Genomic DNA, 19,909 nt, shown 5'->3' on the forward strand with positions numbered 1-19,909 from the left:
CCGGCGGGCGCATGCCTGTCCGGCCGCGGCCCTGTCCTGCCTGCGACGGATTGTCACCATGCCCGCGCCAGACCGCGCCACACCCCTGATCGAACTGCGCGCCATCACCAAGCGTTTCGGCGGCGTGACCGCGCTTGACGGCGTGTCGCTGTCGATCATGCCCGGCGAGATCCATTGCCTTGCCGGCGAGAACGGCTCGGGCAAATCGACGGTCATCAAGGTCATTTCCGGCGTCTATCGGCCCGACGGAGGCGAGATCCTGATCGACGGGCGCCCGGCTGGAACGCTCGATCCGGTGCGATCGACCGCCGCGGGCATCCAGGTGATCTATCAGGATTTCTCGCTGTTCCCGACGCTGAGCGTTGCCGAGAACCTGACGCTGAACAGCTTTCTGCGCGAAGGCCGCGCCATGGTGGACCGCGCCCGCGCCCGCAAGATGTCGGCCGAGGTGCTGGCGCGGCTGGGGGTGGACCTGCCGCTGGATGCGGCGGTCGAAAGCCTGCCCACCGCGGGGCGGCAACTGGTCGCCATCGCCCGCGCGGTGCTGGCCGATGCGCGGCTGATCATCATGGACGAGCCGACCACCGCCCTGACCGGGCGCGAGGTCGAGCGGCTGTTCCGCATCACCCGCGATCTGCAGGCGCAGGGCATCGCCGTGCTGTTCGTCAGCCACAAGATGCGCGAGATGCTGGACCTGTCCGAACGCCTGACGGTGTTCCGCAGCGGCCGCAAGGTCGCCGAAGGGCCGACCGCGGGTTTTGACGAGGCCGCCATCACCCGCGCCATGACCGGCCGCGATCTGGCGCGCGCGCGCTATGACGCGCCCGCCGCGACCGGCGCGCCGCGGCTGGAACTGCGCAACCTGACCGTGCCGGGCCAGGTCGAGAATGTCTCGCTGTCGCTTCATGCCGGAGAGGTCGTGGGCATTTCGGGCCTGATCGGATCGGGGCGGACCGAACTGGCGCTGGCCGTGTTCGGGATGAAGCCGGGCTTTTCCGGCCATGTCCTTGTCGATGGCCGCATCGTCGATCCGCAAGACGTGCAGAGCGCCATCGCCGCCGGCATCGCCTATGTCCCCGAGGATCGGCTGTCCGAGGGGCTGTTTCTCAGCCGCTCGATCCGCGACAATTCCATCGCCGCGGCCATCGGGCGCTTTGCGCGCGGGCCTTGGCTCGATCGGCGCCGCGCCGCCGGCGCCACGCGGGCGATGTTCGAGCGCATGACCATCGCCGCGCCCGGCACCGGGGCGCCCGTCGGCACGCTGTCGGGCGGCAACCAGCAGCGGGTGATGATCGGGCGCTGGCTGATGACCGGGGCGCGGGTGCTGATCCTGAACGGCCCCACCGTGGGCGTCGATGTCGGATCAAAGGCGACGATCCACGCGATCGTGCACCGTATGGCGCGCGAGGAAGGGCTGGCGGTGCTGATGATTTCCGATGACGTGCCCGAACTGGTGGGCAACTGCAACCGCGTCCTCGGCATGGCAGGCGGGCGGCTGGCGGGCGAATTCGCCGGCCCCGCCCTGACCGAGGACGCGCTGAACGAGACGCTGCGCCTTGGCGCACACCCGAACGGAGTTCCGGCATGACCGCCGCGGCGACATCAAGCGGCGCCCAACCCTGGTGGCGCAGCACCGAGGCGGTTGTGGGCGCCGTCCTGATCCTGGCGATGCTGGCGATCGGCGCGGTCAACCCGGCCTTCTGGTCGGCCGACAACCTGTTCAGCCTGCTGCGGTCCAACGTCGTCGTGGGGGTGATGGCGCTGGGGCTGCTGGTGGTGATGATCTCGGGCGGGATCGATGTCAGCTTTCCGGCCTTTGCGGTGGTGGCGCTGTATCTGGTGGTGCGGCTGATGGTCGATCAGGGGCTGGGCGGCCATGTCTGGCCCTTCCTTGCCGCCACCGCGATCGGGGCGGGGCTGGGGCTGGTTAATGCGGCGATCATCCACAAGCTGCGGATGATCCCGCTGATCGTGACGCTGGGCACGGCGTCGATGGCGCGGGGGCTGCTGAACGGGCTGGTCGGCACGTCGAACGTCAACATCGACCGCTTTCCCAAGTCGCTGATCGAGGTCGGCCGCATCGACCTGGTGACGCTGACCAACGCGCAGGGCGGCAGCTTTGGCCTGACGGCGATGCTGCCGGTCTATCTGGCGCTGGCGCTGGCCGTGCATCTGGTGCTGACGCGCACGATGATCGGGCGTTCGGTCTTTGCCTATGGCGCCTCGCCCGAGGCGGCGCGCCGCGTCGGTTTCCGCACCGGGCGCACGGTGGTGTTCGTCTATGGGCTGGCCGGGGCGCTGGCCGGGCTGGCGGGGATGATGCACAGCTCGATGATCTGGATGGCCAACCCGCGCGATTTCGCCGGGCTGGAGATGGAGGTGATCGCCGCCGTGGTGCTGGGCGGGGCGTCGATCTTTGGCGGCCGGGGTTCGGTCCTGGGGACGATGCTGGGCGTGTTCATCATCGTGATGATCAAGAACTCGCTGATCCTGATGGGCATCGACACGACATGGCAGCGGGTGGTGATCGGCGCCATGCTGATCGCGGCGACGGCGCTGACCGCGCTGCGCGACCGCAAGGCGCTGGTCTGAACGCGGAGAGCCGAGCATGACCGATCCCCTTTCCCCGCATAATGTTCCCGGCCCCGACCCGCTGCCCCGGCCCGCGCCGCCGCCCTCGGCGCTGTCGCGCCTGACGGGCGGCATGGGCGGGGCGGGCAACCTGCAACTGCTGCTGATCTGCATCGTCGTGTTCGCGGCGATGACGGCGATGAACCCGCGGTTTCTCAACCCCTACAACTTCCAGTCGATGGCGTCCTTCCTGCCCGAACTGGGCATCCTGGCGCTGGCGATGATGATCGCGATGCTGACCGGGGGGATCGACCTGTCGGTCGTCGGCCTGGCCAATCTGGCGGCGGTCACCGCCGGGCTGTTCTTTGCCCGGCAGGGCGGCAAGGACGCGGGCGCGGCCATCGCCCTGGCCGGGGTGATGGTGGCGCTGGGGGTGGGCGTTGCCGGGGGCATGCTCAACGGGCTGCTGATCTCGCGCCTGCGGATCACGCCGATCCTGGCGACGCTGGGCACGGGCTATGTGTTCACGGGCCTTGCGCTGGTGCTGACCGGCGGGCCGGCGATCGTCGGCTTTCCCGCCGCCTGGAACGCCATCGGCAATGCCCATATCGGCCCCGTGCCGGTGCCCTTCCTGATCTTTGTCGCCGTCTGCGCCGGGGTCTGGGCGCTGCTGTCGCGCAGCGCCTTCGGCCTGCAGCTGATGCTGATCGGGACCAACCCGCGCGCCGCGATCTTTGCCGGCATCCGGCGGGGGCGGATGCTGATGTATTCCTATGCGCTGACCGGGGCGATGGCGGCGCTGGCCGGGATCATCCTGTCGGCGCGCACCAACGCCGCCAAGTCGGACTATGGCGCGTCCTACCTGCTGCAGGCGGTGCTGATCGCCGTCCTTGGCGGCACCAACCCGGCCGGGGGCCGGGGCAGCGTCATGGGTGTCGTGCTGGCGGTCGCCTCGCTGGTGATGCTGTCCTCGGGGTTCCAGATGATGCGGGTGTCGAATTTCATGATCGACTTCATCTGGGGGGCGTTCCTGATCGCGGTGCTGACGATCAACGTCCTGCTGAACCGCCGGGGCGAGGGCTGAGCCATGATCGCCACCATCCCCCTGACCCGCGACCAGTTCACCGCCGCCCCGCGCGTGATCGCCCGCATCGGCGGGCTGACCGCCACCGCGCGCCGTTATCCGACAGGGATCGAGGCGCTGACCATCGCCAATGCCCGCGGCCATGTCGAGGTGCTGCCCTTCATGGGGCAGATGCTGTGGGACGCGGCCTTTGACGGGCTGCGCCTGACCATGGACAGCCAGTTCGACGCCCCGCGCCCCGCCGCCACCATCATCGGCACCTATGGCTGCCTTGGGTTCCATTCGGGCCTGCTGGCGAACGGCGTGCCCACCGCCGCCGACAGCCACCCCGTCCACGGCGAGTTTCCGACCTGCGCCATGGACGAGGCGTGGCTGGAACTGGGTCAGGCGGATGGCCGCGCCTTTGTCCGCCTTGGCGGGCGGCGCGATCACGTCGAGGGGTTCGGCCCCCATTACCGGGCGACGCCTTCGGTCACGCTGGCCGACGGGCAGGCGGCGCTTGACTGGACGATGAGCGTGCAGAACCGGTCCGCCTTTGCGATGCCGCTGCAATACATGGCGCATCTGAACCCGGCCTGGCTGGACGGCGCCACGATCCATCAGCCCGCGCCTTGGACGCCCGAGCGCACGCAGGTGCGCGCCGCCGTCCCCGCCCATGTGGCGCCCAACCCGGATTATCTGGCGCTGATCGGGCGGCTGGCTGACGATCCCGCGCGGATGCGGGTGCTGGACATGGCCGATCTGGACCCCGAGCAGGTGTTCTATATCCGCCGCCCCGCTAGTGACGCCGAGGGCCGCGTCAGCGTGATGCTGCGCCGGCCCCAGGGCGACGGGATCGCCGTCAGCTACCGGGCCGACCATTTCCCGCATCTGGTGCGCTGGCTGCTGGCCAATGGCGACACCCGCGTCGCGGCCTTTGCCCTGCCCTCGACCTGCGAACCCGAAGGGCGCGCGGCCGAGACGGCCAAGGGCAACATCCGCCATCTGGCGCCCGGCGCGCGGGCCGATTTCGCCCTGCGGGTCGGCTATCTCACCCCGGCCGAGGCGGCGACGCTCGCCCGGGCCATCGACAATGCAGGAGCAGGCGCATGAGCGGACGGATCGGCGTGGTCGGGTCGAACATGATCGACCTCGTGACCTATATCGACCGGATGCCCGGTCCGGGCGAGACGGTCGAGGCGCCCGATTTCGCCATCGGCTTTGGCGGCAAGGGCGCCAACCAGGCGGTCGCCGCCGCCCGGCTGGGATCGCGTGTGACGATGGTCACGCGGGTCGGCGACGACATGTTCGGCCCCCGGCAGCTGGAAAACTTTCGCGCGAGCGGCATCGACACCGCCCATGTGCGCACCGCGCCCGGTCTGGCCTCGGGCGTCGCGCCGATCTTTGTCGAACGCTCGGGCGAGAATGCGATCCTGATCGTCAAGGGCGCCAATGCCGCCCTGTCGCCCGCCGATGTGGACGCGGCCGAGGAGGCGCTGGCCGCCTGCGACGTGATCCTGCTGCAACTCGAGGTGCCGCTCGAAACCGTCTATCACACCATCGCGCTGGCCGCGCGGCGGGGGGTGCGCTGCGTGCTGAACCCCGCCCCGGCGGCGCGCGATCTGGACCTGTCGCGGCTGGCCGGCCTCAGCTTCTTCACCCCCAATGAGACGGAACTGTCGGTGCTGACCGGCATGCCCGCGGGCGGCGAGGCGGAAATCGCCGCCGCCGCCCGCAGCCTGATCGCCAAGGGCATCGGGCAGGTCGTGGTGACGCTGGGCGGGCGCGGGGCGCGGCTGGTGACGGCGGACGGGGTTCAGGCGATCGCGCCGGTGTCGGTCACGCCCGTGGACACCACCGGGGCGGGCGATGCCTTCATCGGCAGCTTTGCCCATTTCCTCGCCGCCGGGCAGGGGGCGCCGGCGGCGCTGGCCCGCGCGGCGCGCTATGCGGCCCTGTCCGTGACGCGGCGCGGCACCCAGGCATCCTATGCCGCCCCGGACGAATTCGCCGCCTTCTGCGAGGCCCATCCATGAACGACGCGCGCAACCCCGGCACGCCCCTGACCCCCGACTGGTTCGAGGGCGTGACCGTCAACCGCAGCGCCGCCGAACGCCGCACCGCCCAGATCCCCGCCCGGCGCAGCGTGAAGAAGGATCACCAGGCCGCCTGGCTGATCCATGCGATCCGCTGCATCGACCTGACGACGCTGGCGGGCGATGACACCGCCGAACGGGTGCGGCGCCTGTGCGCCAAGGCCCGCCAGCCGGTGCGCCCCGACATCCAGGCCGCGCTGGGGCTGGCGGAGGAACGCATCGCCACCGCCGCCGTCTGCGTCTATCCGACCATGGTGCCCCATGCCGTCGCGGCGCTGGCGGGCAGCGGCATCCCCGTCGCCTCGGTCGCCACCGGCTTTCCCGCCGGGCTGATGCCGCTGCCGCTGCGGCTGGCGGAAATCCGCTGGTGCGTCGAGCAGGGGGCGGCGGAAATCGACATCGTCATCACCCGCGAACACGCCCTGCGCGGCGACTGGCCCGCGCTTTACGACGAGATCGCGGCGATGCGCGAGGCCTGCGGCGATGCGCACATGAAGGCGATCCTGGCCACCGGGGAACTGGGGTCGCTGACCACCGTTCATGCCGCGTCGATGGTTGCGATGCAGGCGGGGGCGGATTTCATCAAGACCTCGACCGGCAAGGAAACCGAGAACGCCACCCTGCCCGTCGCCCTGACCATGATCCGGGCCTTGCGCGACTATCAGGGCAGGACCGGCCACGCCGTCGGCTTCAAGCCCGCGGGCGGGCTGCGTTCGGCCAAGGAGGCGATGGTCTGGCTGTCCCTGATCCGCGAGGAGCTGGGCCTGCGCGCGATGCAGCCGGACCTGTTCCGCATCGGCGCATCCTCGATGCTGGGCGACATCGAACGGCAACTGGAACACCACGTCACCGGGCGTTACGCCGCCCAGTCCCACCACCCGATCGGTTGAGGCGCCCATGAGCATCCGCGAGATCCTGACGACGCTCGATTACGGCCCCGCGCCCGAGGATGCCTCGGCCGTGCGCGGCTGGCTGGCCGCCCGTGACGGCTGGGGACAGTTCATCGACGGCGCCTTCACCGCCCACGACCCGGCCCGCGCCATCGCGGTCGAGAACCCCGCGACGGGCGAGGTCATCGCCGCCGTCACCGCCGCGGACGCGGCCGAGCTGGACCGCGCCGTCGCCGCCGCAACCCGCGCCCTGCCCGGCTGGCAGGCGCTGGGTCCGACGGGGCGGGCGCGGTTCCTCTATGCCCTCGCCCGCGCGGTGCAGAAGCGCGAGCGGTTCCTGTCGGTGCTCGAGACGATCGACAACGGCAAGCCGATCCGCGAAAGCCGCGACATCGACATCCCGCTCGTCGCGCGCCATTTCTATCACCACGCCGGCTGGGCCGCCGCCCTGCCCGCGATGTTTCCGGGGATGGAACCGGTCGGCGTGTGCGCGCAGGTCATCCCGTGGAACTTTCCGCTGCTGATGCTGGCGTGGAAGGTCGCGCCGGCACTGGCGGCCGGCAACACGGTCGTTCTGAAACCGGCCGAACAGACGCCGCTGACGGCGCTGGCCTTTGCCGAGATCTGCGCCGAAATCGGCCTGCCCGCCGGGGTGCTGAACATCGTCACCGGCGCGGGCGAGACGGGGGCGGCGCTGGTTTCGCATCCGGGCATCGCCAAGGTTGCCTTCACCGGCTCGACCGAGGTCGGCCGGGCGATCCGCCGCGCCACCGCCGGGCAGGGCAAGTCGCTGACGCTGGAGCTGGGCGGCAAGTCGCCCTTCATCGTCTTTGCGAGCGCCGATCTGGATGCCGCGGTCGAAGGCGTTGTGGACGGCATCTGGTTCAACGGCGGGCAGGTCTGCTGCGCCGGATCGCGCCTGCTGGTGCAGGAACCCCTCGCCGAACGGTTCCAGGCGCGGCTGGCGGCGCGGCTGGCCGGCTTGCGCGTCGGCGATCCGCTGGACAAGTCCACCGACATCGGCGCCATCGTCTCGGCCGAGCAATTGTCGCGCATCAACGGCCTGCTGAACATCGGCCGGGCCGAGGGGGCAGTGATCCATCAGTCGGGACCGGTGCCCGAGGGCGGGCATTTCTGCGCGCCGGGCTTTGTCACCGGCGCGGCTACCGCATCCACCCTGCAGACGGTCGAAATCTTCGGCCCCATCGCCACGCTGACGACCTTCCGCACCCCGGACGAGGCGGTGGAACTGGCCAACAACACCGCCTATGGCCTTGCCGCATCCATCTGGGCGCAGGACATCGACACGGCGATGGACGCGGCGGCAAAGGTGAAGGCGGGCGTCGTCTGGATCAACGGCACCAACCTGTTCGACGCCGCCGCCCCCTTTGGCGGCATGCGCGAAAGCGGTTTCGGCCGCGAGGGCGGGGCCGAGGGGATGCTGGCCTATCTGCGCCGCCCCGGCGCGGATGACGTGGCTGACGACGGGGCCGAGGCCGGGCCGGTGGATCTTTCCCCCGCGCCCGCCCCGGCGTCGGGCATGCGGGGCAATGACGCCCCGGCGCTGGACCGCACGATCAAGCTGTTCATCGGCGGCAGGCAGGTGCGCGCCGATGGCGGGGCCAGCTATGCGCTGCGCGGCCCGCAGGGCGTCTTTGGCGCGGCCGCGCTGGGGGGCCGCAAGGACATCCGCAACGCCGTCGAGGCGGCGCGCAAGGCCGCCGGCTGGTCATCGCAGGCCGGCCACAACCGCGCGCAGGTGCTGTGGTTCATGGCCGAGAACATGGACCAGCGGCGCGAAACCCTGGCCCGCGCCCTGGCCCTGACCGGCACCCCGGATGCCGAGGCCGAGATCGCCGCCAGCATCGACCGCCTGGGCCTGATCGCGGGGCTGGCCGACAAGCTGGCGGGCCGCGTGCAATCCACCCGCGCGCGGCACCTGACCGTTTCGCTCGCCGAGCCGTGGGGGGTGATGGGGCTGGCCTGCCCGCATCGCCAGCCGCTTTTGTCGATGGTGACGATGATCGGCGCGGCTATCGCCATGGGCAACCGCGTGGTCTGCATCCCCGATCCGCGGCAGGCATGGCTCGCGGCCGATCTGGCCCAGCTGTGCGACAGCTCGGACGTGCCGGGGGGCGTGGTGAACCTGGTGACCGGCGATTCCGCGGCGCTGGCCGAGGTGCTGGCGCTGCATGACGATGTGGACGCGCTGTGGCACCAGGGCGCGCCCGGCCTGACCGCGCGGCTGGAGGCGGCCGCCGCCGGCAACCTCAAGCCGGTGATCCGCCACGCCGTCGCCGACTGGGCGATGGACCCGGCGGCGCTGCTGGCGCTGATCGCGGCCGGGCAGCAGGTCAAGACGATCTGGGTGCCCTACGGGGCGTGACAGGGCGTCGCGGCCCTGTGCGCGCGCGCCCCGCGCCTGCGGATGGCGGGCGGCCCTGATCTGCCGCCCGGCGAAGGGCGCGGCGCTGTCGATCAGCCGCGCCGCGATGCGGCCTTGCCCGCCGCCCGCGCCGATGCCCGTGGCAGCTTGCAGGGCGTGGCCTTCGGCCGGCGCGTCGATTGCCGCGGAGCGGACATAGCGCCCCCATGACCGGGCGATCGGGCAGGGCAGGGCAGGATGCGAGGGGGCTGGACGGCAGCGCCGCAGTGAACTAGGTTGATCTGACTAAGCCCGGATTGGTGCCATGAAGACAGTCAACATGCATGAGGCCAAGACCCACCTGTCGCGCCTGGTCGAGGAGGCCGTGCGCGGCGAGCCGTTCGTCATCGCGCGCGCGGGAAAGCCCATGGTCCGCGTGGCGGTGATCGAGGATGTGCCCCCGCCGCGGCTGGGTTTCCTGGCCGGGGCCTTCACCGTCCCCGAGGATTTCGACCGCATGGGCGCGGACGTGATCGCCGCGATGTTCCAGGGCGACGAACCCGCATGAACCTGCTGATCGACACGCATCTGCTGCTGTGGGCGGCGGCCCAGCCCGACAGGCTGCCCGCCGAGGCGCGGCGGCGGATGCTCGATCCGGCCGCGGCCTTGCATTTCAGCGTCGCCTCCCTGTGGGAGGTGGCGATCAAGCGCGCCCTGAACCGCCCCGATTTCCGTGTCGATCCGGGGCCGCTGCGCGCCGGCCTGCTGGCCAGTGGCTATCTGGAGCTGCCGGTCGAGGGGCGCCATGTCCTGGGGCTGGCAACCCTGCCGAGGCACCATGCAGACCCCTTTGACCGCATCCTGATCGCCCAGGCCGCGGCCGAGGGCATGACGCTGCTGACCGTGGACGAGGCGATGGAGCCTTATGGCGGGCCGGTCCTGCGGCTTTAGCGCGCAAGGATCGGGCATCACGGAAAGGCGCGCCCGCCCTGCGCCAGGGCTGCCCTTGTGCATCCGGGCGAGCCGCGCTGCGGCCGCTTTCGGCGCATCGGGCGGCGCGCGGCGTCCGGGCGCGTGCCGCGCCGCCCCAGGGGGGCAGGGGGATGGTGCGCCCCCCCCCGGCCAGGATGCGGCCCGCCGGGGCGATCGCGCGCATCCGGCAGGGCGCCACCCGAAAGCCGCATCCGCGTTGCCGCCATGGCCTGCGCCGGCCCCTCTGCGCCCGAGGGGCCCGCCCCGCCTATGGCCCCGCCGGCCCTTCGTCCTCCGGGCCGATCACGCTGTCCTGGCCAAGCCAGGCGGGATTTTCCGCATACATGTCGCGGATCAGTGCCCTGACCAGCTTCAGCTGATCAGAGCTGTCGCCCATCCGGTGGCTGAGGATGACGGGGGACAGCGCGCCCGGGTCGCTGATCGGGCGATAATGCACATCCGACCGCATCTGCCGGGCCGATGAGGGGATGATGCACAGCCCCGCCTCGGCCGCGACCAGACCCAGCGCGGTCTGGATCTCGCGCACCTCCTGCACCTCGCCGGGGCGGATGGCGGCGCCGGTGAACAGGCCAAAGACGAAATCGGCATAGCTGGGGCGCGGCTCCTTGGGATAGACGATCAGCGTCTGCCCCGCCAGTTCGGCCAGCGCGACCGGCTCTGCCCCATGGGCAAGCGGGTTGCCGGGGGGCAGGGCTGCGACAAGGCGTTCCTTGCGCAGCACGGTGCCCGCGACATTGGGATCGCTATGGGGCAGGCGGCCGAAGCCGATATCGATCCGGCCTTCCTTCAGCGCGGCGATCTGCTGGATCGACAGCATCTCCAGCAGCCGGATATCGAGATCGGGCGCATGTTCGCGCAGCTTGCGGACCAGCAGGGGAAGCCCGCCGTAAAGGGTGGATGCGACAAAGCCGATCGACAGGACCCTGTTGCGGTTGAGCCCGACGCGCCGCGTCGCCTCGACCATCTGCTCGACCCGGCCCAGCACCTGCAGGGCCTGTTCATAGAAAAGCCGCCCCGAACCGGTCAGCTGCACGGGCCGGCTTGACCGCAGCAGCAGCACGACGCCCAGCTCATCCTCCAGCAGCTGGATCTGGCGGCTCAGCGCGGGCTGGGCGATGTGCAGCACCTCGGCGGCACGGGTATAGTTGCGTTCGCGGGCGACGGCCACGAAATAGCGCAATTGCCGCAGATCCATCCCGATGTCCTTTCGCCGTGAATGAACAAAGCCCCTTTTCAAATATTCTGCAGCGCAGAAAATCCGTGATACAGAATTGATTTATTATCTTAATACTTTTTCAATATAGTTCAAAAGCCAAATAGTCTTGGACCGGCAGGATCACCCTCCCCCATCCTCGGGGCATGAACCAGATCCTCACCCCCGCCCGCAGCCTCAGCGCCGCCCCCGTGATCGAGCGGGTCGAGACGGTGCTGGTCGATCTGCCCACCATCCGCCCGCACAAGCTCTCGGTCGCCACGATGAACGGCCAGACGCTGATGCTGGTGAAAATCCACTGCAGCGACGGCGTGACCGGCATCGGCGAGGGCACGACCATCGGCGGGCTGGCCTATGGCGCCGAAAGCCCCGAGGGGATGAAGCTGGCGGTCGATACCTATTTCGCGCCGCTGCTGGCCGGCCAGGACGCGACGCGCATCGCCCCGGCGATGGACCGCATCGGCAAGATGGTCAAGGACAACCGCTTTGCCAAATGCGCCGTCGAAACCGCCCTGCTGGATGCGCAGGGCAAGCGGCTGGGCCTGCCGGTCAGCGAATTGCTGGGGGGGCGGCGGCGCGAGCGGCTGCCGGTGGCCTGGACGCTGGCCTCGGGCGACACGGGCCGCGACATCGACGAGGCGGAACGGATGCTGGACCTGCGCCGGCACCGCATCTTCAAGCTCAAGATCGGGGCGCGCCCGGTTGCCGAGGACGTGGCCCATGTCGCCGCGATCAAGCGCGCCCTGGGCGAGCGCGCCGCCGTGCGCGTCGATGTGAACATGGCCTGGAGCGAGACGGATGCCGCCCGCGGCATGGCCGCGCTGGCCGATGCGGGCTGCGAGCTGGTCGAACAGCCCGTCGGCTCGGCCGCGGCGCTGGGGCGGCTGGTGCGCCGCTTTCCGGTGGCGCTGATGGCCGACGAATCCCTGACCGGGCCGGAATCGGCCTTTGCGATCGCCCGCGACAACGCCGCCGATGTCTTCGCCATCAAGATCGAGCAGAGCGGCGGGCTGACGGGCGCGCAGCGCGTCGCGGCGATCGCCGATGCCGCCGGTATCGGGCTTTACGGCGGCACCATGCTGGAAGGCGGGGTCGGCACCATCGCCTCGGCCCAGGTCTTTGCGACCTTCGCCAACCTGCAATGGGGGACCGAACTTTTCGGCCCGCTGCTGCTGACCGAGGAAATCCTGCGCACGCCGCTGGATTACAGCGATTTCGAGCTGACCGTGCCCTCGGGGCCGGGGCTGGGGATCGAGCTGGACGACGAGCGCGTGCGCTTCTTTGCCCGCGACGGGTTCGCCCGCAAGCCGCGATAGGAGGCTGTGATGCTGTTTCACGTCCGCATGGATGTCCACCTGCCGCGCGATCTGCCGCCCGAGGAGGCGGCCGAGATCCTGGCGCGGGAAAAGGCCTATTCGCAGGCGCTCCAGCACAGCGGCAAGTGGCGCCATATCTGGCGCCTGGCCGGCGAATACGCGAATTTCAGCATCTTCGACGTGCAGGACAATGCCGAGCTGCACGAGATCCTGACCGGCCTGCCGCTGTTCCGGTTCATGAAGATCACCGTGACGCCGCTGCTGCGCCACCCCTCGTCGATCCGCGAGGATGACAGCTGATCCCCAAGTGATTTCACGCCGAGCCAAGGGCCGCCGAGGAGCCGCCCCTTGCTAGCCAAGACCAGGAGGAGACGACTATGACCGTGAAGATCCATGACCGCCTCGACATGCAGGCATTCCTGCGCGAGCTCAGCGGGATGAACGCCGCGGACGGCAATCCCCGCATGAAGGAGATCACCCACCGGCTGATGTCCGACCTGTTCAAGGCCATCGACGATCTGAACATCACCCCCGACGAATACTGGACCGGCGTCGCCTGGCTGAACGATCTGGGCGCGGCGGGGCAGGCGGGTCTGATCTCGCCCGGCCTGGGGCTGGATCATTTCATCGACGAAAGGCTGGATGCGATCGATGCCGAGCTGGGGATCGAAAACCCCACCCCGCGCACCATCGAAGGCCCGCTCTATGTCGCGGGCGCGCCGGAATCGGTCGGCTTTGCGCGGCTTGATGACGGCACGGCCGAGGGCCAGACGCTGATCATGCACGGCGTTGTCCACGGCGCCGACGGCCAGCCGCTGCCCGGCGCCAAGGTCGAGGTGTGGCACTGCGACACGCGGGGCTTCTATTCCCACTTTGACCCGACCGGCAAGCAGGCGCCCTTCAACATGCGCCGGACGATCTTTGCCGACGACAATGGCCGCTACAAGTTCCAGTCGATCCTGCCCTCGGGCTATGGCGTGCCGCCCGGCAGCCCGACCGAGAAGCTGCTGTCGGCCCTGGGCCGCCACGGCCAGCGCCCCGCGCATATCCATTTCTTCGTCAGCGCGGACGGCCATCGCAAGCTGACCACCCAGATCAACATCGAGGGCGATCCGCTGATCAACGACGACTTTGCCTATGCCACGCGCGAAGGCCTCGTCCCGTCGGTCAAGGAACGCACCGACGAGGAAAGCATCCACGCCAACAACCTCAACGGTCCGTTCGCGGAGATCGAGTTCGACATCCATCTGACCGCCCTGGTCGACGGCGTGGACAACCAGGTCAACGAACAGCGCCGCCGCGCCGCCGCCTGACGGCCCGCGACGACAGTCCCGACATCCACCGACATCAGAGCGGGGGCCGCGCCCGGACCGGCGCACCCCCGCGGGGGAGGAGAGATCATGTCTGCGATCATCGACAAGGCGCGCGATCTGGATCACCTGCTGGCAACGGCCGTGCAGGACGACGAGGAGGCCGGCACGTTCCGCTGCCGCCGCGACATCTTCACCAACGAAGACCTGTTCGAGCTGGAGATGCGGCATCTGTTCGAAGGCAACTGGGTCTATCTGGCGCATGAAAGCCAGATCCCGGACGTGAACGATTACTACACGACCTTCATCGGCCGTCAGCCCATCGTCATCACCCGCGACAAGACGGGCACGCTGAACGCCGTCATCAACGCCTGCGCCCACAAGGGGGCGATGCTGTGCCGGCGCAAGCATGGCAACAAGGGCAGCTTTACCTGCCCGTTCCACGGCTGGACCTTTTCCAACACGGGCAAGCTGCTGAAGGTCAAGGACGAAAAGACCAGCCAGTATCCCGCACAGTTCAACAAGGACGGCTCGCACGATCTGGTCAAGGTGGCCCGCTTCGAAAGCTATCGCGGCTTTCTGTTCGGCAGCCTCAACGCCGATGTCGCCCCGCTGAGCGACTATCTGGGCGAGGCGCGCGTCATCATCGACCAGATCGTCGGGCAGGCCCCGAACGGGATCGAGGTGCTGCGCGGCAGCTCGTCCTATATCTATGACGGCAACTGGAAGTTGCAGATGGAAAACGGCTGCGACGGCTATCACGTCAGTTCGGTCCACTGGAACTATGCCGCGACGATGGGCCGGCGCAACGAGGAAGGCACCAAGGCGGTCGATGCCTCGGGCTGGTCGAAATCGGTCGCGGGCGTCTATGGCTTTGAAAACGGCCATATCCTGCTGTGGACCAACGCGATGAACCCCGAGGTGCGCCCGGTCTGGGGCCAGCGCGAGGAAATCGCCTCGCGCGTGGGCGCGGAACGGGCCGATTTCATCGTCCGCCAGACCCGCAACCTCGGGATCTATCCCAACGTGTTCCTGATGGACCAGTTCTCGACCCAGATCCGCGTCGTGCGCCCGCTCAGCGTGGACAAGACCGAGGTCACCATATTCTGCTTTGGCCCCAAGGGCGAAAGCGCGGCCGACCGCACCCACCGCATCCGCCAGTATGAGGATTTCTTCAACGTCTCGGGCATGGGCACCTCGGACGATCTCGAGGAATTCCGCGCCTGCCAGACCGCCTATCACGGCACAGCCGCGCTGTGGAACGACATGTCGCGCGGCGCGCCGCTGTGGATTAACGGCCCCGACGAGAATGCCCGGCGCATGGGCCTGAACCCGCAGCTTTCGGGCGAGCGCAGCGAGGATGAGGGCCTGTTCGTGCGCCAGCACGCCTATTGGGCCGATGCCATGCGCAGCGCCCTGGCGCGCGAGAAAAGCGGCCAGTCGCTGCTGCATGCGGGCCTGAGCGCCGAATGCGGGGGGCAGGCGGCATGAGCATTCCCCATGACACCATCTGCGCCTTCCTCTACCGCGAGGCGCGCCTGCTCGATGACCGGCAATGGGATGAATGGCTGACCTGCTATGCGCCCGATGTCCGCTACTGGATGCCCGCCTGGGACGACGACGACCAGATCACCGAAGACCCGCAGTCCGAAATCTCGCTGATGTTCTATCCGACGCGGGACGGGCTGGAGGATCGCGTGTTCCGCATCAAGACGGAACGCTCGGGCGCATCCACGCCCGAGCCGCGCACCAGCCATACCGTCAGCAATGTCGAGGTGCTGGCCGATCGCGGGGACGAGGTGGACGTGCGCTACAACTTCCTGACGCTGAACCACCGCTACAAGGTCACCGACCAGTTCTTCGGCACGATGTTCGTGACGCTGCGCCGGGGCGGGGACGGGCTGGTGATCTCGTCCAAGAAGATCGTCCTCAAGAACGACTATATCCGGCAGGTCATCGACGTCTATCACGTCTGATGGCCAGGCCGGACACCCAAGGGAGGAGTGTCCATGTCCAGCTATAGCATCGCGCTGAACTTCGAGGACGGGGTGACGCGCATCATCGACTGCCAGCCCGGCGAAAAGGTGCTGGATGCGGCCTATCGCAACAAGATCAACCTGCCGATGGACTGTTCGGACGGCGTGTGCGGCACCTGCAAGTGCCGCGCCGAAAGCGGCGCCTATGAGCTGGGCGACGATTTCATCGAGGACGCGCTGACCGAGGACGAGGCCGCCGAGGGGCTGGTGCTGACCTGCCAGATGACCGTCAGCAGCGATTGCGTGCTGTCGGTGCCGACCAGCTCGACCGCGTGCAAGACGGGGATGCAAAGCTTTGCCGCGACGGTGGCCAGCGTGCAGCCCCATCACGACGCGGCGATCGTGCTTGAACTGGACATGGATGCCGCCGCGCCCGCCTTTCTGCCGGGCCAGTATGTCAACATCACGGTGCCCGGCAGCGGCGATCACCGCTCCTATTCCTTCAGCACCGCGCCCGGCGAAAGGCGCGCCGGCTTCCTGATCAAGATGATCCCCGGCGGGCTGATGAGCGGCTGGCTGGCCGGCGCCGCGCCGGGGGACAAGCTGACGCTGACCGGGCCGCTGGGCAGCTTTTATCTGCGCGATCCGGTGCGCCCGCTGCTGTTCCTGGCCGGGGGCACGGGGCTGGCGCCCTTCCTGTCGATGCTCGAGGTGCTGGCCCGCAGCGGCTCGGACCAGAAGGTGCATCTGATCTATGGCGTGACGCGCGATCTGGACCTGGTTCTGGTCGAGCAGATCGAGGCCTATGCCGCGCGCCTGCCCAATTTCACCTATTCGACGGTGGTGGCCGAGGACGGATCGGCCCATCCGCGCAAGGGCTGGGTCACGCAGCACATGCCCGCTGACCTGACGGCGGGCGGGTTCGACCTGTATCTGTGCGGCCCGCCCCCCATGGTCGATGCGGTGCGCCACTGGCTCGACGAGAACGGCATCCGCCCCGCCAGCTTTCATTACGAGAAGTTCACCCCCAACGCGCCCGCCGCGCAGGCCGTCGCATGAGCGGCGCGGTCTTTCCCGGCCGCTTTGCCGGCAAGGTCGTCGTCGTCACCGGCGCGGCGCAGGGGATCGGCCGCGCCGTCGCCCTGCGCGCGGCCGCCGAGGGCGGGCAGGTCGTGCTGGTCGACCGGGCCGATTTCGTCGCCGATGTCGCGGCCGAGGCGCAGGGAACGGCCGCGGCCTTCAGCGCCGATCTGGAAACATGGGACGGGGCCGAGGCCGCGATGCGCTTTGCCGCCGAAACCTTCGGCGGCATCGACATCCTGATCAACAACGTCGGCGGCGCGATCCGCATGCGCCCCTATGAGGCGTTCGAGCCGGCCCAGATCGACGCCGAGATCCGCCGCTCGCTGATGCCGACGCTGTATTGCTGCCGCGCGGTGCTGCCGCATCTGTTCGCGCGGGGCAGCGGCACCATCGTCAACGTCTCGTCCAACGCCACGCGCGGGATATACCGCGTGCCCTATTCGGCGGCCAAGGGCGGGATCAATGCGATCACCATGTCGCTGGCGATGGAGCTGGCCGGGCGCGGCATCCGCGTGGTCGCCACCGCGCCGGGCGGAACCGAGGCGCCCCCCCGGCGCATCCCCCGCAACGCCGAAGGCGACAGCGCCGAGGAAAAGGCATGGATGGCCGAGGTCGTGGATCAGGTGAAGCAGTCAAGCTTCATGCACCGCTACGGCACCATCGACGAACAGGTGGCGCCGATCCTGTTCCTGGCCTCGGACGAGGCGGGCTATGTCACCGGCACCATCCTGCCGGTCGCGGGAGGCGATCTGGGCTAGGCGCGGCGGCCCGATCACAAGCTTGAGGGGAGGAGAGGACATGCGAACGATAGATGTCGGCCAGGCGATGGACCAAAGTCCGTTCGGCCGCTTTCAATGGATGGTGGTCGCGCTGTGCGGCGCGCTGCTGATCGTCGATGGCTATGACGTGTTCGTGGCCGGCACGGTGCTGCCGACGCTGATCAAGGAATGGGGCCTGACCAAGCCGCAGGCGGGGGCCTTGCAGGCCTGGGCGCTGTTCGGGATGATGTTCGGGGCGCTGGTCTTCGGCCCGCTGGCCGACCGGATCGGCCGCAAGAAGGGCATCGCGCTCAGCTTTGCGCTGTTCACCACGGCGACGCTGCTGACGGGATTTGCCAATACGCCCACGCAGTTCAAGATCTTCCGCTTCATCGCGGGTCTGGGCTGCGGCGGGCTGATGCCGAACGCCGTTGCGCTGATGAACGAATACGCACCAAAGCGCCTGCGCGGCACGATGGTGGCCATCATGTTCTCGGGCTATTCGATCGGCGGCATGGTGGCCGCGATCCTTGGCATCCAGCTGATCCCCGTCTGGGGGTGGAAGCCGATGTTCTTCATCGCCGCGCTGCCGCTGGCGCTGCTGCCGCTGGTGCTGTGGAAGCTGCCCGAATCGCTGGGCTTCCTGATCCGGCAGGGCCGCCAGGACGAGGCACGGCGGCTGCTGGCCCGCATCGATCCGGGCGTGGGCGCGGGCGACCAGCTGGTCTTCACCGATACCAAGGGCGCCCCGGCCTCGGTCGCGGCGCTGTTCGGCCATAACCGCGCCACCCGCACGGCCATGCTGTGGGTGTCGTTCTTCTGCTGCCTGTTGCTGGTCTATCTGCTGTCCTCGTGGCTGCCCAAGGTGCTGCAAGAGGCCGGCTATGCCGAAAAGGCCAGCCTGCTGAGCCTTTTTTCGCTGAACTTCGGCGGGATGATCGGGGCGATCACGGGGGGCCGGCTGGGCGACCGGTTCGGCCTGCCCAAGGTCGTGGTGGCCTTCTTCGCCGCCGCCGCCGCCTCGATCGCGCTGATCGGCTTTGGCCCGTCGCCCGCGGTGCTGTTCGCGCTGATCTTTGTGGCCGGGGCATCCACGATCGGCACGCAGATCCTGCTCTATGCCAGCGTCGCGCAGCTTTATGACCTGTCGGTCCGCTCGACGGGCCTGGGCTGGGCGTCGGGCGTGGGCCGTGTCGGGGCGATCGTCGGGCCGACGCTGGGCGGGTTCCTGCTGGCCCGGCAACTGCCGCTGCGCGACAACTTCCTGATCTTCGCGATCCCGGCGGTGGTGTCGGTGGCGGCGATGGTGGTGTTCACCCTGGCGCATCGCCGGGATACGACGACGCGGCCGCTGGCTGCGGCCTGATCAGACGCAGGGCCGACCGGGTGCATCATCGCCTTGGTCGGCCCATCAATCCCGAAAGGACAGCTCATGGACGCCAGCGCAACAATCCCTTCGCCGGGGGCGACCCGCCCATGCTGACCGCAACCGTGAACGGGGCCGACCTGCATTATCGGCTCGACGGCCCGGAGGGCGGCCCGGTGGTGGTGTTTGCCAACTCGCTGGGCACCGATCTGCGGGTGTGGGACGATCTGTTGCCGCATCTGCCCAGCGGCCTGCGCGTGCTGCGCTATGACAAGCGCGGCCATGGCCTGTCCGAGGAAACCCCCGGCCCCTATGCGATCGAGACGCTGGCCGACGACGCGGCGGCGCTGATGCGGCATCTGGGGCTGGGCCGCGCCCTGTTCGTCGGGCTGTCGATCGGCGGGCTGATCGGGCAGTCGCTGGCCCTGCGCCATCCGGGCCTGCTGGCGGGGCTGGTCATCTCGAACTCGGCCGTGCGCATCGGGGATGGGGCGATGTGGAACGCCCGCATCGCGGCGATCCGGGCCGATGGCCTGGCCAGCATCGCGGATGCGACGATGGAGCGGTGGTTTTCCCCAGCCTTCCGGGCCGCGGGCCGGCAGGCCCCCTGGGCGCGCATGCTGGCCCGCCAGCCGGCCGAGGGCTATGTCGCCTGCTGCGCGGCCATCGCATCGGCCGATCTGCGCGATGCGGCGCGCGATCTGCGCCTGCCCGTGCAGCTGATCGCGGGCGGCCATGACGGCGCCACCCCGCCCGACATCGTGCAGGCCACCGCCGATCTGATCCGAGGGGCCCGGTTCGATCTGATCGAGGAGGCCGCGCATATCCCCTGCGTGGAAACGCCGGACGCATATGCCGCGATCCTGGCCCGGTTTCTTGGCGAAACCGGCCATCTGTGAACCCGCACGC

The 19,909-nt window shown here is 69.2% G+C and carries 19 protein-coding genes; 18 read left to right on the forward strand and 1 reads right to left on the reverse strand.

Going from position 1 to position 19,909, the window contains the following annotated elements; genetic code table 11:
• Nucleotides 1-58: 58 nt before the first annotated feature.
• From B0A89_RS14260 to B0A89_RS14300, 9 genes are all read left to right on the forward strand, one after another.
• Entirely contained in the window at nucleotides 59-1,588 is a 1,530-nt protein-coding gene (locus B0A89_RS14260; protein ID WP_085379002.1) for a sugar ABC transporter ATP-binding protein, read from the forward strand.
• Nucleotides 1,585-2,592, forward strand: coding sequence for an ABC transporter permease (locus B0A89_RS14265; protein ID WP_085379003.1), 1,008 nt, complete (start codon nucleotides 1,585-1,587; stop codon nucleotides 2,590-2,592). The genes B0A89_RS14260 and B0A89_RS14265 overlap by 4 nt, the downstream gene beginning before the upstream one ends.
• 112 nt (nucleotides 2,593-2,704) lie before the next feature.
• Entirely contained in the window at nucleotides 2,705-3,655 is a 951-nt protein-coding gene (locus tag B0A89_RS14270; protein ID WP_085379044.1) for an ABC transporter permease, read from the forward strand.
• A 3-nt stretch (nucleotides 3,656-3,658) separates the two neighbouring features.
• A complete protein-coding gene (locus tag B0A89_RS14275; RefSeq protein ID WP_085379004.1) occupies nucleotides 3,659-4,747 on the forward strand; it encodes a DUF4432 family protein in 1,089 nt (362 codons plus the stop codon).
• Entirely contained in the window at nucleotides 4,744-5,670 is a 927-nt protein-coding gene (gene rbsK / locus B0A89_RS14280) for a ribokinase (protein WP_085379005.1), read from the forward strand. The genes B0A89_RS14275 and rbsK overlap by 4 nt, the downstream gene beginning before the upstream one ends.
• Nucleotides 5,667-6,620: a deoxyribose-phosphate aldolase gene (gene deoC / locus B0A89_RS14285; RefSeq protein WP_085379006.1), complete on the forward strand. Its 954-nt coding sequence runs from the start codon at nucleotides 5,667-5,669 to the stop codon at nucleotides 6,618-6,620. The genes rbsK and deoC overlap by 4 nt, the downstream gene beginning before the upstream one ends.
• Before the next feature lie 7 nt (nucleotides 6,621-6,627).
• Entirely contained in the window at nucleotides 6,628-9,006 is a 2,379-nt protein-coding gene (locus tag B0A89_RS14290; protein ID WP_085379007.1) for an aldehyde dehydrogenase family protein, read from the forward strand.
• A 304-nt stretch (nucleotides 9,007-9,310) separates the two neighbouring features.
• Nucleotides 9,311-9,553 carry a type II toxin-antitoxin system Phd/YefM family antitoxin gene (locus B0A89_RS14295; RefSeq protein WP_085379008.1) on the forward strand — a complete coding sequence of 81 codons (243 nt, stop codon included), beginning with the start codon at nucleotides 9,311-9,313 and terminating at the stop codon, nucleotides 9,551-9,553.
• Nucleotides 9,550-9,936: a type II toxin-antitoxin system VapC family toxin gene (locus B0A89_RS14300; RefSeq protein ID WP_085379009.1), complete on the forward strand. Its 387-nt coding sequence runs from the start codon at nucleotides 9,550-9,552 to the stop codon at nucleotides 9,934-9,936. Before B0A89_RS14295 ends, B0A89_RS14300 begins: the two co-directional genes overlap by 4 nt.
• Nucleotides 9,937-10,225: 289 nt before the next feature.
• On the opposite strand, the gene B0A89_RS14305 is transcribed toward B0A89_RS14300, so the two are convergent.
• On the reverse strand, nucleotides 10,226-11,173 hold the full coding sequence (locus B0A89_RS14305) for a LysR family transcriptional regulator (protein ID WP_085379010.1): 948 nt from the start codon (nucleotides 11,171-11,173) through the stop codon (nucleotides 10,226-10,228).
• 164 nt (nucleotides 11,174-11,337) lie between these two features.
• Between B0A89_RS14305 and B0A89_RS14310 the strand changes: the two genes are divergently transcribed.
• From B0A89_RS14310 to pcaD, 9 genes are all read left to right on the forward strand, one after another.
• Nucleotides 11,338-12,507: a muconate/chloromuconate family cycloisomerase gene (locus B0A89_RS14310; protein WP_085379011.1), complete on the forward strand. Its 1,170-nt coding sequence runs from the start codon at nucleotides 11,338-11,340 to the stop codon at nucleotides 12,505-12,507.
• Nucleotides 12,508-12,516: 9 nt separating this feature from the next.
• Entirely contained in the window at nucleotides 12,517-12,807 is a 291-nt protein-coding gene (gene catC, locus B0A89_RS14315) for a muconolactone Delta-isomerase (RefSeq protein ID WP_085379012.1), read from the forward strand.
• 77 nt (nucleotides 12,808-12,884) lie between these two features.
• On the forward strand, nucleotides 12,885-13,820 hold the full coding sequence (gene catA / locus B0A89_RS14320) for a catechol 1,2-dioxygenase (protein ID WP_085379013.1): 936 nt from the start codon (nucleotides 12,885-12,887) through the stop codon (nucleotides 13,818-13,820).
• A gap of 87 nt (nucleotides 13,821-13,907) precedes the next feature.
• Nucleotides 13,908-15,308: an SRPBCC family protein gene (locus B0A89_RS14325; RefSeq protein WP_085379014.1), complete on the forward strand. Its 1,401-nt coding sequence runs from the start codon at nucleotides 13,908-13,910 to the stop codon at nucleotides 15,306-15,308.
• Nucleotides 15,305-15,793, forward strand: a complete 489-nt coding sequence (gene benB, locus B0A89_RS14330; RefSeq protein WP_085379045.1) for a benzoate 1,2-dioxygenase small subunit — start codon at nucleotides 15,305-15,307, stop codon at nucleotides 15,791-15,793. The genes B0A89_RS14325 and benB overlap by 4 nt, the downstream gene beginning before the upstream one ends.
• A gap of 33 nt (nucleotides 15,794-15,826) precedes the next feature.
• The gene (gene benC / locus B0A89_RS14335; protein ID WP_085379015.1) at nucleotides 15,827-16,852 is read left to right on the forward strand and encodes a benzoate 1,2-dioxygenase electron transfer component BenC; all 1,026 of its coding nucleotides are present in this window, start codon (nucleotides 15,827-15,829) and stop codon (nucleotides 16,850-16,852) included.
• Nucleotides 16,849-17,634: a benzoate diol dehydrogenase BenD gene (gene benD / locus B0A89_RS14340; RefSeq protein WP_085379016.1), complete on the forward strand. Its 786-nt coding sequence runs from the start codon at nucleotides 16,849-16,851 to the stop codon at nucleotides 17,632-17,634. The genes benC and benD overlap by 4 nt, the downstream gene beginning before the upstream one ends.
• Nucleotides 17,635-17,674: 40 nt before the next feature.
• Nucleotides 17,675-19,000, forward strand: coding sequence for an MFS transporter (locus B0A89_RS14345; RefSeq protein ID WP_085379017.1), 1,326 nt, complete (start codon nucleotides 17,675-17,677; stop codon nucleotides 18,998-19,000).
• A 110-nt stretch (nucleotides 19,001-19,110) separates the two neighbouring features.
• Nucleotides 19,111-19,899 carry a 3-oxoadipate enol-lactonase gene (gene pcaD, locus B0A89_RS14350; protein WP_085379018.1) on the forward strand — a complete coding sequence of 263 codons (789 nt, stop codon included), beginning with the start codon at nucleotides 19,111-19,113 and terminating at the stop codon, nucleotides 19,897-19,899.
• Nucleotides 19,900-19,909 lie beyond the last annotated feature (10 nt).

This window comes from Paracoccus contaminans, assembly GCF_002105555.1.
GTDB classification, from domain to species: Bacteria; Pseudomonadota; Alphaproteobacteria; order Rhodobacterales; family Rhodobacteraceae; genus Paracoccus; species Paracoccus contaminans.

Coding starts and splice junctions, on each gene's coding strand:
- rbsK (WP_085379005.1), top strand. CDS start 4,744: ATGAGCGGACGGATCGGCGTGGTCGGGTCGAACATGATCGACCTCGTG.
- B0A89_RS14325 (WP_085379014.1), top strand. CDS start 13,908: ATGTCTGCGATCATCGACAAGGCGCGCGATCTGGATCACCTGCTGGCA.
- B0A89_RS14265 (WP_085379003.1), top strand. CDS start 1,585: ATGACCGCCGCGGCGACATCAAGCGGCGCCCAACCCTGGTGGCGCAGC.
- catC (WP_085379012.1), top strand. CDS start 12,517: ATGCTGTTTCACGTCCGCATGGATGTCCACCTGCCGCGCGATCTGCCG.
- B0A89_RS14270 (WP_085379044.1), top strand. CDS start 2,705: ATGGGCGGGGCGGGCAACCTGCAACTGCTGCTGATCTGCATCGTCGTG.
- benB (WP_085379045.1), top strand. CDS start 15,305: ATGAGCATTCCCCATGACACCATCTGCGCCTTCCTCTACCGCGAGGCG.
- deoC (WP_085379006.1), top strand. CDS start 5,667: ATGAACGACGCGCGCAACCCCGGCACGCCCCTGACCCCCGACTGGTTC.
- B0A89_RS14300 (WP_085379009.1), top strand. CDS start 9,550: ATGAACCTGCTGATCGACACGCATCTGCTGCTGTGGGCGGCGGCCCAG.
- benC (WP_085379015.1), top strand. CDS start 15,827: ATGTCCAGCTATAGCATCGCGCTGAACTTCGAGGACGGGGTGACGCGC.
- benD (WP_085379016.1), top strand. CDS start 16,849: ATGAGCGGCGCGGTCTTTCCCGGCCGCTTTGCCGGCAAGGTCGTCGTC.
- B0A89_RS14290 (WP_085379007.1), top strand. CDS start 6,628: ATGAGCATCCGCGAGATCCTGACGACGCTCGATTACGGCCCCGCGCCC.
- B0A89_RS14310 (WP_085379011.1), top strand. CDS start 11,338: ATGAACCAGATCCTCACCCCCGCCCGCAGCCTCAGCGCCGCCCCCGTG.
- pcaD (WP_085379018.1), top strand. CDS start 19,111: ATGCTGACCGCAACCGTGAACGGGGCCGACCTGCATTATCGGCTCGAC.
- B0A89_RS14345 (WP_085379017.1), top strand. CDS start 17,675: ATGCGAACGATAGATGTCGGCCAGGCGATGGACCAAAGTCCGTTCGGC.
- B0A89_RS14260 (WP_085379002.1), top strand. CDS start 59: ATGCCCGCGCCAGACCGCGCCACACCCCTGATCGAACTGCGCGCCATC.
- catA (WP_085379013.1), top strand. CDS start 12,885: ATGACCGTGAAGATCCATGACCGCCTCGACATGCAGGCATTCCTGCGC.
- B0A89_RS14305 (WP_085379010.1), bottom strand. CDS start 11,173: ATGGATCTGCGGCAATTGCGCTATTTCGTGGCCGTCGCCCGCGAACGC.
- B0A89_RS14295 (WP_085379008.1), top strand. CDS start 9,311: ATGAAGACAGTCAACATGCATGAGGCCAAGACCCACCTGTCGCGCCTG.
- B0A89_RS14275 (WP_085379004.1), top strand. CDS start 3,659: ATGATCGCCACCATCCCCCTGACCCGCGACCAGTTCACCGCCGCCCCG.